Annotated in this window: 9 protein-coding genes and 1 pseudogene; 8 read left to right on the forward strand and 2 right to left on the reverse strand. The window is 71.2% G+C overall.

The window, feature by feature from the left end; genetic code table 11:
* The 6 genes and pseudogenes from ACFVIU_RS10235 to ACFVIU_RS10260 form a co-directional block, all read left to right on the forward strand.
* Positions 1–128: pseudogene (locus tag ACFVIU_RS10235) on the forward strand (2-oxoacid:ferredoxin oxidoreductase subunit beta); the annotation flags it as partial.
* A 225-nt stretch (positions 129–353) separates the two neighbouring features.
* Entirely contained in the window at positions 354–1,208 is an 855-nt protein-coding gene (locus ACFVIU_RS10240) for an SDR family oxidoreductase (RefSeq protein WP_385841816.1), read from the forward strand.
* Positions 1,209–1,335: 127 nt separating this feature from the next.
* On the forward strand, positions 1,336–2,286 hold the full coding sequence (gene rarD / locus ACFVIU_RS10245; protein ID WP_385841817.1) for an EamA family transporter RarD: 951 nt from the start codon (positions 1,336–1,338) through the stop codon (positions 2,284–2,286).
* Positions 2,287–2,479: 193 nt separating this feature from the next.
* Complete coding sequence (locus ACFVIU_RS10250) at positions 2,480–5,329, forward strand: ATP-binding protein (protein ID WP_385841818.1); 2,850 nt, start codon at positions 2,480–2,482, stop codon at positions 5,327–5,329.
* Positions 5,326–7,185 carry a hypothetical protein gene (locus ACFVIU_RS10255; protein WP_385841819.1) on the forward strand — a complete coding sequence of 620 codons (1,860 nt, stop codon included), beginning with the start codon at positions 5,326–5,328 and terminating at the stop codon, positions 7,183–7,185. The genes ACFVIU_RS10250 and ACFVIU_RS10255 overlap by 4 nt, the downstream gene beginning before the upstream one ends.
* A gap of 9 nt (positions 7,186–7,194) precedes the next feature.
* Complete coding sequence (locus ACFVIU_RS10260; protein ID WP_385841820.1) at positions 7,195–7,464, forward strand: DUF6406 domain-containing protein; 270 nt, start codon at positions 7,195–7,197, stop codon at positions 7,462–7,464.
* A 326-nt stretch (positions 7,465–7,790) separates the two neighbouring features.
* Here the strand turns inward: ACFVIU_RS10260 and ACFVIU_RS10265 are convergent, their stop codons facing one another.
* Positions 7,791–8,807: a tetratricopeptide repeat protein gene (locus ACFVIU_RS10265; protein ID WP_385841821.1), complete on the reverse strand. Its 1,017-nt coding sequence runs from the start codon at positions 8,805–8,807 to the stop codon at positions 7,791–7,793.
* A 223-nt stretch (positions 8,808–9,030) separates the two neighbouring features.
* Here ACFVIU_RS10265 and ACFVIU_RS10270 point away from each other — a divergent pair, with 223 nt between their 5' ends.
* Together ACFVIU_RS10270 and ACFVIU_RS10275 are read left to right on the forward strand one after the other, a co-directional pair.
* Positions 9,031–9,579 carry an NUDIX hydrolase gene (locus ACFVIU_RS10270; protein WP_385842197.1) on the forward strand — a complete coding sequence of 183 codons (549 nt, stop codon included), beginning with the start codon at positions 9,031–9,033 and terminating at the stop codon, positions 9,577–9,579.
* 82 nt (positions 9,580–9,661) lie between these two features.
* Entirely contained in the window at positions 9,662–10,276 is a 615-nt protein-coding gene (locus ACFVIU_RS10275; RefSeq protein WP_385841822.1) for a flavodoxin family protein, read from the forward strand.
* Here ACFVIU_RS10275 and ACFVIU_RS10280 read toward each other — a convergent pair.
* Positions 10,266–11,081 (reverse strand): ABC transporter permease, encoded by an 816-nt coding sequence (locus ACFVIU_RS10280; RefSeq protein ID WP_385842198.1) that lies wholly within the window; start codon positions 11,079–11,081, stop codon positions 10,266–10,268. The genes ACFVIU_RS10275 and ACFVIU_RS10280 overlap by 11 nt on opposite strands.
* Positions 11,082–11,227: the final 146 nt, after the last annotated feature.

Below are 11,227 nucleotides of genomic sequence, written 5' to 3' on the forward strand. Positions count from 1 at the left end.
GCTCCGTCGACCGCACCGTCTACGACACCGCCATGGCCGACCAACTCGACACCGCCGTCGAACAACACGGCAAGGGCGACCTCGCCGCACTCCTGACCGGCGGCGACACCTGGACGGTCGTCGGCTGACCCTGCCGTCCGCTGTCACGAAGCCCGGGAGCGCTGCTGCTCCCGGGCTTCGTCGTAGGCGCTGCGGGCGCCGAGCACGTCGTCCATTTTGATGCTCTTTCGCATACTTAACGCCACGCCAGTACCTTACTTCAAAGTGGGTACTTTCAAATGGTTAGCGCCCCTCGTAGGGTGAGTGCATCGGCACGGGCCGACAGGCCACCACCCCCGCAAGGAGTCAGCACCATGAGCATCGTCGTCACCGGAGCCACCGGACAGCTCGGCAAGCACGTCATCGAAGGCCTGCTGGAGCGCGTCCCGGCCGACCGGATCACCGCCGTCGTACGCGACGAGGCGAAGGGCTCGGCGCTCGCCGCGCGCGGAGTGCGGCTGGCCGTCGCGGACTACGACCGCCCCGAGACCTTCGCCGGCGTGTTCGCCGCCGGCGACCGGGTGCTGCTCATCTCCGGCAGCGAGATCGACAAGGACCGGGTGGCCCAGCACCAGGTCGTCATCGACGCCGCCAAGGCGGCCGGGGTCGCGCTCCTCGCCTACACCAGCACACCGGGCACCCTGACGAGCGCACTCGCCGACGCGCACCGCGGCACCGAACGGGCGATCCTCGCCTCCGGGCTGCCGTACGTCCTGCTGCGCAACGGCTGGTACCACGAGAACTACACCGAGAACCTGGCCCCCGTGCTGGCGCACGACGCGGTCGTCCAGGCCGCCGGTGACGGCCGTGTCTCCTCGGCCTCCCGCGCCGACTACGCGGCCGCCGCCGTCGCCGTACTGGCCGGCGAGGGGCACGAGAACGCGACGTACGAGCTAAGCGGCGACGAGTCGTGGAGCTTCGCCGAGTACGCGGCCGAGCTGAGCCGGCAGACCGGCCGGGAGATCGTCTACACCCCGGTCTCCGTCGAGGCCCTCACCGGCATCCTCACCGGCGCCGGGCTGCCCGAGCCGCTGGCTGTGGCCCTGGCCGACACCGACGCCTCCATCGAGAAGGGCGAGCTGGTCGTCACCAGCGGCGACCTCGCCCGTCTGATCGGCCGGCCGGCCACCCCGATCGCCGAGTCGATCGCCGCCGCGCTCAAGGCCTGACCCCTTCCCGGCACCCCCGGCTGTCATGACCGTATGCCGATACGGGCATGACAGCGGGGGGTGCTCGGCGCTACCGTCGTTCCCGCGTGCCGACGACGGGGCACGCGAGGACGCGAGAGGGGGCCCTGTGGCCGGGAAGTCGAAGAGCGAGCACCGTACAGGTCTGCTGAACGGCTTCGCCGCCTATGGGATGTGGGGGCTGGTCCCCCTGTTCTGGCCCCTGCTGAAGCCCGCGGGCGCGCTGGAGATCCTCGCCCACCGCATGGTGTGGTCCCTGCTCTTCGTCGCCGCGGCCCTGCTCTTCGTACGGCGCTGGGCCTGGGCCGGTGAGCTGCTGCGCCAGCCGCGCCGGCTCGCACTGGTCGCGGTGGCCGCCACCGTCATCTCCGTCAACTGGGGCGTCTACATCTGGGCCGTGAACGCCGGCCATGTGGTCGAGACCTCCCTCGGCTACTTCACCAACCCGCTGGTCACCATCGCGATGGGCGTCCTGCTGCTGAAGGAGCGGCTGCGGCCCATACAGTGGGCGGCGGTCGGGACAGGCCTCGCCGCCGTCGTCATCCTCACCATCGGCTACGGCCGCCCGCCGTGGATCTCCCTCTGCCTCGCCTTCTCCTTCGCCACCTACGGGCTGGTGAAGAAGCGGGTCGGACTCGGCGGGGTCGAGTCGCTGGCCGCCGAGACCGCGATCCAGTTCCTCCCCGCGCTCGGCTACCTGGTCTGGCTCGGCGCGCACGGCGACTCCAGCTTCCTGAACGGCAGCCCCGGCCACGCGGCCCTGCTCGCCTCCAGCGGCCTGGTCACCGCGCTCCCCCTGGTCTGCTTCGGCGCGGCCGCGATCCGGGTGCCGCTGTCCACCCTCGGACTGCTCCAGTACCTGGCGCCCGTCTTCCAGTTCGCGCTGGGCGTCCTGTACTTCCACGAGGACATGCCCCCCGTGCGGTGGGCGGGGTTCGCCCTGGTCTGGGCGGCGCTGCTCCTGCTGACCGGCGACGCGTGGCGCGCCGCGCGCCGCCCGGCGCCCCCGCTCGCCGTCCCCACCGCGCCCCGGGCGGACGCGGCACCGGTGGACGCCTAGCCAGGGCTGCTCCCGGGGTGGCCCACAGCCCGGTCTCCCCTCTTTTCCACAGCCCGGTCGGCTGCTTTTCCACAGCCCGGCCGGCCTGTCGGACCCATGCACTATCGTGATCAATCGCCTGGCCGCAGGGGCCAACTGCCCCGGAATCAGGGCGACAACGCAGCAGCGATCACGGAAATCGGGGGACGGGGCGATGGTCAACGCACCGGCGGGAGGCACCGCCGACTGGGCGGCCACCGGGTCGGCACCGGGTGTGCCGCCGGGGCCCGGCGTGCTGACCGTCTCCGCGGGCCCGACCACCTGGGCCTGGGTCGCGGTGCGCATCGACGCGGCCGCCGACCTCACCGAGACGGCGGAGTACGCGGCGCTGACGGAGACGGAACGCCGCATCAAGGCGGTCGCGGCCGAGACCGCCTGGCTGAGCGGGCAGTGGAACACCAGCCACGGCGAGCGGCTCGAACTGCGCTATCTCACCGACCCGGCGGAGCACCGGATCTCCTGCGCGCTGCTCGGCCGGGTCCAGGCGCCCACCCCGGCCGCGGCGGAGGCCGCCGCGCTCGCCCTGCGCGGCCGGCTGGCCACGCTGCCGCGCCATGTGAGCGCCAGCCCGGTCGAGGACCCGGCCGAGGTGGCGCGTCTGCTGACGCCGTTCACCCCGGAGCCGTACTCGGGCCTGGCCGAGATCCGCAAGCGGTACCGCACGGGCCTGCCCAACCGCCCCGACGCGGGCGTCCGCTACTACCTCTCGCCGCAGCCCTTCACCGCGTCCGCGCCGCCGTGGGACGCGCTGTGGCGGGCGCTGGCCGAGCACCCGCACCCGGTGCTGCTGACCATCGGCCTGGAGCCGTACGTCGTACCGGACGACCTGGGTCCGCTGCTGCACCGGATCGCCACCCAGTACGGCCGGCTCGGCACCCCCGGCCAGCTGCCGGACGGTCTGTGGTCGCCGGGCGCCCAGCTCGCCGCGGACGCCTTCGCCGTCGACGCCTCCCGGATCTACGCGGACGCCGCGCGCCGCTACACCGACCGCGCCTTCCGCACCCGTATCGCCCTGGCCTCCCCCGCCCCGCTGCCCGAGTCGCTGGCGGAACTGGCCGGCGCGACGATCTCACCGCAGGAGCTGGCCCGTGAGCAGGGGGTGCTCACCGAGACGTTCACCGGCCCCGCGCACACCGTGATCCGCCCCACCCCCGCGGAGCTGCCGGCCGCCTGGCACGCCCTGACCACCCTGGAACAGGCCCGCTGGGGCGGCGACCACGCCTGGCGGCTGCCCGAGCCGCTCTCCCCTCCGCTGCGGCTGCTCGCCGACCTGGTCGACGCCCGGGAGGCCGGCGCCGCCTTCCGGCTCCCGCTCGCCGTGAACGGCCATATGGCCGGCTTCCCGGTACGGCGGCCGGGCCTGGCCGGTGAGACGGTGTACCAGGCGTCGGGCCCGTCGCTCACCCTGGGCCGCCAGCTCGTCAACGACACCCCGGCCGGCCCGCTGGGCATCGCCCTGGGCGACCTGACCCGGCACGCCCTCTTCGTCGGCACCACCGGCTCGGGCAAGACCAACACCACCCTGGCCTTCTGCGAACAGCTCTGGCGCGACCACGCGGTGCCCTTCCTCGTCCTCGAACCGGTCAACTCCGACCTGGACGACTACCGCTGGCTGGCCACCCGCCCCGGCTTCGAGGACCTGCTGGTCCTGACGGTCGGCGACGAGACCACGGCGCCGTTCCGGCTGAACCCCTTCGAGGTGCCGGCCGGCGTCCGCATCAGCACCCATATCGCCGGGCTCATGGCCTGCTTCGATGCGGCGTTCGGCCTGTGGGACCCGCTGCCGAACATCTACAACCGCGCGCTGCGGGCCACGTACGCCCGCAAGGGCATCGTCCCGACGGACATCGCGGACTCCTCCCATGAGTGGCCCACGCTGCGGGACTTCATCGCCGAGATGCGCCGGCAGTGCGAGGCGCTCGACTACTCCGGCGAGGTCCGGGACAACATCATCGCGGCGTCGCGGCTGCGGGCCGAGGCGCTGGCCGAGGGCGCCTGCGGGAGCACGCTGGACGTGGCCCGGTCGTACCCGGTGACCGAGCTGCTGAACCGTCCGGTGGTGGTGGAGCTGGCGGCGGTCGGTGACAACGAGAAGGAGCAGTCGCTGATCACCGCGCTGATCCTCCAGTCGATGACCGAGCACTACAAGGCCAACCGGGCCGGCGGCTCCCTCGCCCATGTCACGGTGATCGAGGAGGCGCACCGTCTGCTCGGCCGCCCCGCGGGCCAGTCCGGTGACAGCAAGGAGGGCAACGCCCAGGCCCGCGCCGCCCAGGCCTTCGCCAACACTCTGGCGGAGAACCGGAAGTACGGCGAGAGCATCGTGATCGTCGAGCAGGTGCCGGGCAAGCTGGTGGAGGACGCGTACAAGAACACCAACCTGAAGGTGATGCACCGCCTGCCGGCCGCGGCCGACCGTGAACTCATCGGCGGCACCATGCGGTTCTCCGCCGACCAGGAGCGGTACGCGGCCACCCTGGAGCCGTTCCAGGCCTTCGTCCACCACGACCGGCTGGACCGCCCGGCCCTGGTCGCGGTCCCGGACGTGCGCGCGGCAGCGGCCCGCGAGGCGGGTGTCCCGCGGGCGCCCCTGGCCACTCCCGCCGAACTCGCCGCCCGGTTCCGCTCGATCGCCGCGGCCCACCCGTCGATCGAGGACGCCCTCGCCCCCTTCCCGGAGTGCGAGGGCTGCCGGCACCGCTGCCTCTTCCGCTCCCGGGCGGCGACGGCGGTCTGGCCGGAAGACGGCAAGGAACTGCGGCAGCGCGTCACCTCGTATCCCAAGTCCAAGCAGGAACAGGCGGTCTGGTGGCAGTCGACGGCCACCTGGATCGGCGACATCGCGGACCGGGTCCCCCTCCCCGCCGCGACCAGCGAGCCCACGGCGGCCGCCGACTACCAGGCCTGTGTCTTCACCCATGTCGCCCGCGAGGCCTGGCAACGCAAGACCCTGCCCTGGGTCCGCCTCTTCCGCACCCACCAGCCCCCCGAGGACGGCGCGTGACCGACCGCCAGACAGAGCGCCGACCGGAGCCGGAGGCGCCGGAACCCAGAGAGGCGCAGGAATCGGTAGAAGCGCCGGAGCCCGAGCCGGCGGAAGCGTCGCAGCCGACGGAATTACCGGAACCCGGGCCCACGGAAGCTCCGGACCCGGATTCGGCGGAGGCCCCGGAACCCCGGATCCCAGAAGCGCCGGAACCGCTGGAAACGGCGGAGGCGCCGGAGCCCGAGCAGGAGAAAGCGGCAGAACCGACGGAGGCGCCGGAGCCTCTAGAGGCGCCGGATCCGGAGCCGGCAGAGGCACCAGAACCAGCGTCCGCGGAGGCACCGGAACCGAATGCGGGAGAAGAGCCGGAATCGGCGGAGGCACCTCAGCCTGAGTCCGCAGAGGCGGCGGAGACGGCCGATGGCCAGGAGGCCACGGAACCGGTAGACGCCGAGGCGGCTCCCGGAGCGGCAGAAGCGCTGACGCAGGCTGAGAGCGCGGAATCCACCGAGGAAGCGCCGGCGCTGCCGGAAGGACTTGCCGACGCCCCGGAGCCCGGCGAGGTGGCGGACGCTCCGGACAAGGCATCGGAGTCTGCCGAGGCCCCCGAGCCTTACGAGACAGCCCCTGAGTCCGAGCAAGCGCCTGAGTCGCTTCAGGCACCGGAGGCTGAGGAGGCGACGGGGCCACGCGAGCCGGCCGAATCCGCCGACGCAGCGCCGGAGCCGGCAGAAGCACTTGAGCCGCTTGAATCTGCCGAAGGCGAAGCGGACGAGGAGCCGCTGGACGCACCCGAACCGAATCCGGCAGAGCAGCCCGCGTCAGACACCCGGACACCTGAGGCAGACGCCTACCCCGCGGGTATGCCGCACGAGTCCAGCACGAACCAAACCGGGGGCTCCACCGAATTCGAGTCCGAGGCCGCTCCCCAAACGCACGAGGCACAGGAGCAGACCCATCGAATCGAGCACCCTGATATCGCGCACATGTACGACGAGAACATTCCTGCAGTCGAATACGGCGAACCGATAAAAGAACTCGGCATACCCCTGTTCAGGGGCGAACCGAGCCGGGAGCAAGTGGCACAGGGATACCTGAATGACTGCGGCGTTATCGCCACAATCGGCGCGTCTGGCTCGACTCGCCCGGATACCATCAAGAATGCAATAAGAGAAAACCCGGACGGTACATACTCCGTCACCCTCCATCAGGCCCACTACGACGGAAACGGCTACACGCCCGGCGACCCCAGGAAAATGACCGTCACCCCGGATCTGCCGGTAATGGAATCCACCAAATCCGCCTCATTCGCGCGCGTCGAGCAGGTAGCCTGGCCGGCCGTGCTGGAAAAATCAGCTGCCGGCATCGACGAGACATGGCCAGACTGGCGTCGCGACCAGTGGGAGCGCGACTGGTTGCACAACAAGGAACAGAAACTAAACTCTGACCCCACCCTCGACTCAAAAGAGTTCGAAGGCCCCACTCCGACGGGCTACGGACGCCTCAACCAGGGATCGCGCCCCTACGACCAGGCGGAACTACTTACTCAAATCACAGGGGAGCCCAGTCAGATCGTATCGTTCCCCCAAGGAGGAGGTGCGGAGCACACGCTGGAACAGCAGATCCAGGAAAAGCTATCCGAGGGGAAGCCGGTCCTCGTCGCAACGCGCCCGATAGACACCGTGAACGGCGAGGGCGACCTCCCGAAAAGTCTTGTCCCAGGGCACGTGTACGAGGTCCTGTCCTTCAACAATGAAGAGGTCCGGCTGCATAACCCGTGGAACAGGTATCACCCGGAAACCCTGACAGCAGCCGAATTCACAGAATATTTCCAGCCCAAGGGCTACCATGGAGAGTACGTAACACTCCGGTAAGGGGATAAAATGCCTGACATTGACCGCGAGTTCAGCATTGGCCAGGGCCGGATGGCCAACCTGCCTTTCGGCTCCATCGGCGGTATTTCAGCCCTTCCGGCGAACGAGGGGCAGCCCGCCCGCGTGAAGCTTTACATCGAGTTGCCCGGCCGTGAGGGCGGGGCGCACATCCTGCCATTGGGTGCAACATTCACGCTGGACAACGGGACCTGGGTCGTTGCCGAGATCAATAGTCCCGGAACCCCCCATTGGAGCGCACGACTGTGTCGTGTTGACTGAACACCGAGCGGCCTAGGAGCTGTCATGCGCCGACTCCCCAACATCTGCGACGCCTGCGCCAGAGTGCAGCAGCGCCGAGACCCCGAGGGGAGGACTTCGGTGGACCAGTGGGTTCCATACTGCGAGGCCTTCCCCGACGGGGTACCCAGGGCGATCTACAGGGGCGGATTCGATCACCGGCGCCCCTATCCCGGTGACCATGGTGTCCGGTTCGAAGCGCGAGACGGGAAGGGCCGGTTGCTCGCCTTGTACGAGAAGCTGGTGCCGGAAGAGCGGCGTAACGCCGAGCCGTAGAGCTGATGCGCCGCCCCAGTGGCCCTACGGCGTCAGAGCCGGGCCGCCCTGTCCGTCAGGCGGAGCATGCGGGCGCGGGCCGAGTCCAGGGGGTGGGGGTCTTCGGCGGCGGGGCCGGGCTCCGCGGCGAGGTGCGTCCAGAGGTCGATGAGGTCGTGGCCGAGCCGCAGCCCCACCTCGGGGTCGCGTACCGCACGCCACGCCATCGCCGCGCTCTGCACATTGCCGTAGGCCGCCTCCGCGTCCCGCGTCTGCCGGCGCTGGCGGGCGAGGTCGAGGGAGAGGCGGAAGGCGCGGACCGGGTCGCCCGCCAGGTAGGCGATGTAGGCGGTGAGTTCGCGCAGGTGCAGCACCTCGGCGTGGTGCGGGCCCAGCGCCGCCGTCGCCTCTTCGACGGTACGGTCCACGAGATCCACCGCCAGCTCGATACGCCCTTCCCGTACGGCCTCGTTGATCCGCGCGATCGGCTCGCCCAGCAGCTCGGCGCCCTCCGCGGTCTCGGTCAGCGGGCCGTCGCCCAGCATCTCCTCGGCGACGGCGTCGAATCCGCGGGGAGGGGTGTGGGTGGTCGTGTAGTCGGGGAGGACGGATTCCGCTTCGGGGACGGCCGGTGCCGGGGCGGGGGCGGCCGGTGCCGGGGCGGACTTCACCGGGGCTGGGGCGGCCGGTGCCGGGGCAGGCTTCACCGGGGCGGGGGCGGCCGGTGCCGGGGCGGGGGCGGACTCTTCCGTGGGCTCCTGCGGCCGTACCGGCGGAGCCACCCGCGTCGGCTCGCCCGCCACCCTGCTGGATCCGTCCGCCGAGACCTCCAGGGGAACCACGCAGCCGGCGACGTCGTCCTGGATGGTGGCGTGTATGGGGGCGCCCAGGCTGATGGCCAGGCGCTGGAGGTGGTTCAGGACGGCCTGCTGGATGTCCTCCCCGGGGGCCGCCATGACCGATGTCCCGCCCACCGACGCGTCGCCCGCGCCGAACACCCGGACGGCCACCGCCGCCGGGTGCGCCACGGGCTGTGGTGCCCGCTTCTTCTCGAAGCTGAGTCGGGCCATCGGTGTGCCTCTCTCCCCCGCCGTGCGATCCGGTCGTACCCCTCGTGTCGTACTCACCAGTCTGTCCCCTCGGTTCGGCTCACGCGTCACCGCGACGTCACAGCCTCGTCCCAGATGCCGGGCCGTCCCGCCTGCGCGAGGGTTGCTGTTCATGGTGGTCATGCCGCTCGCCGTGATCTCGGGGAGCGAGCGGCAACTGCGTTGGTGCGAGGAGGGGTTTGTGGTGCGGTGGACGGTTCACGGGGAACGGGCGGTATACGACACGCCCTGGGTGCGTCTGCGGTCGCTCGACGTCGAGCAGCCCGACGGCGCCCGGGTCGACTACCACGTGGTGCGCTTGCGGGATGTCGCGGTGACGGCCGCCGTCGACGGGCAGCGGCGGGTCCTGATGCTGTGGCGGCACCGGTTCGTCACGGACACCTGGGCATGGGAGTTGCCGATGGGGCTGGTCGAGGACGGTGAGGAGCCGGTGCGGGCGGCCGCGCGGGAGCTGGAGGAGGAGACGGGCTGGCGGCCGGGGTCGCTGCGGGAGCTGGTGTACGCGGAGCCCGCCGCCGGTATCACCGATGCCCGGCATTTCGTGTTCCGCACGGACGACGCCCGGCGGATCGGTGCCCCGACCGAGCGCAACGAGTCCGACCGGATGGAGTGGATCCCTCTTTCCCGGGTGCCCGGGATGATCGCCCGCCGGGAGATCGTCAGCAGCGCGACGCTGGTCGGTGTCATGGCGTTGCTGATCGGCAGTGGTTCCGGTGACGGGTCATCGACCTGAGCGGGATTCTCTTGCGTGTGCATATAATGCAGGTGCATTGTGTTGCGCAGTGCCCGTCCGCCGGTGATCCCTGGGGGTAGTCATGACCACACGCCGTTTCCTGTTCGTGCTGGGCAGTGCCCGTGCCGAGGGCAACACCGAGCTGCTGGCCCGCGCGGCCGCCGAACAGCTGCCGGCGGATGTCGAGCAGCAGTGGATACGGCTCGCCGAGCTTCCGCTGCCCGACTTCGCGGACCTGCGGCACGGCAGCGACCACGCGCAGCCGCCGTCCGACAGCGCGGAGGCCCTGCTGCTGGACGCCACCCTCGCGGCCACGGACATCGTGATCGCCTCGCCGCTGTACTGGTACTCGGTGTCCGGCCTCACCAAGCGCTACCTGGACTACTGGTCGGGCTGGCTCCGCACGCCCGGCGCGGACTTCCGGGCGACCCTGGCCGGCCGCACTCTCTGGGGCATCGCCGCGCTGGCGGCGGAGGAACCGTCCGTCGCCGATCCCTACCTCGGCACGCTCAACAACTCCGCCGCCTACATGGGCATGCGCTTCGGCGGGGTGCTGCTCGGCAACGGCACCGCACCCGGCGACGTACTGAAGGACACCGAGGCGCTGGCCCGCGCGAAGACGTTCTTCGACCGGGAGGCACCCTTCGCGCGCTACCCGCACGAGACGGCCGGGGAAGCGTCCACGACTACGCGCTGATGTCCTTCGTCGTGAACCTCGCCCAGGCCGCCGAGCCGAACACCGCCGCGTACAGGGCCTGGAGGCCGAGGTTCCTCGTCAGGTCGTCCCAGTAGACGGGGTCGCGTATCAGGTCGGCGAAGGACAGCCAGTAGTGCGAGAAGAGGTACGGCTGCACGGCGTGGAGCTGGGGTATCTGGTCGAGGATCTGCACGGTGATCAGGAGCCCCACGGTGGTCGCCATCGCCGCGATGCCGCTGTTGGTGAGGGTCGACACGAACAGGCCGAGCGCCGCCACCCCGACCAGTGAGGCGGCGACGACCAGGGCGATCAGCAGGGCCCGGCCGAGCCCCTCGGCGAAGCCGATCCGGGTGCCCGATATGGTCGTCAGCTCGCCGAGCGGGAACAGCAACGCGCCGACCAGCAGCGCCGAGACCGCGACCACCAGCGTGGCCAGCAGACAGAAGGCCAGCACGGTCGCGTACTTGGTGAGCAGCAGACGGGTCCGGCCGGCCGGGGCGACCAGCAGATAGCGCAGGGTGCCCGCGCCCGCCTCGCCCGCTATCGCGTCGCCCGCGACGACACCGACGGCCATCGGCAGAAAGAACGGCAGGGTCGCGGCCAGCGCCGTGAACACCAGGAACAGGCCGTTGTTGGTGACCTGGGTGATGAACGCCGGGCCGCCCGCCCGGTGATCGCCGCCCACCCCGCCGCGCGTCTCGATCCTCACCGCGATCCCGATCAGCACCGGCACCGCGGCCAGCACCCCGAGCAGCGCGAGCGTGCGCCAGCGGCGGACGGTGGTGAACAGCTCGCTGCGGAGCAGGCCGAGAGTCCAGAGCGGGCCGGGCCGGCGAGCGGCCGGGGGGGGGGGGGGGGGCGGGCGGGGGGGGCCCCCCCCCCCCCGGGGGGGCCCCCCCCCGCGCGCGGGCGTGGCCCCGGGCGGGCAAAGCCCGACCCGGGCGGGCCCGC

The organism is Streptomyces sp. NPDC127190, assembly GCF_042672505.1.
GTDB lineage: Bacteria > Actinomycetota > Actinomycetes > Streptomycetales > Streptomycetaceae > Streptomyces.

What these genes read in the sequence shown, in the direction of transcription:
- ACFVIU_RS10260 (WP_385841820.1), top strand. Translation starts at nt 7,195, where the DNA reads ATGCCTGACATTGACCGCGAGTTCAGCATTGGCCAGGGCCGGATGGCC.
- ACFVIU_RS10240 (WP_385841816.1), top strand. Translation starts at nt 354, where the DNA reads ATGAGCATCGTCGTCACCGGAGCCACCGGACAGCTCGGCAAGCACGTC.
- ACFVIU_RS10265 (WP_385841821.1), bottom strand. Translation starts at nt 8,807, where the DNA reads ATGGCCCGACTCAGCTTCGAGAAGAAGCGGGCACCACAGCCCGTGGCG.
- ACFVIU_RS10275 (WP_385841822.1), top strand. Translation starts at nt 9,662, where the DNA reads ATGACCACACGCCGTTTCCTGTTCGTGCTGGGCAGTGCCCGTGCCGAG.
- ACFVIU_RS10250 (WP_385841818.1), top strand. Translation starts at nt 2,480, where the DNA reads ATGGTCAACGCACCGGCGGGAGGCACCGCCGACTGGGCGGCCACCGGG.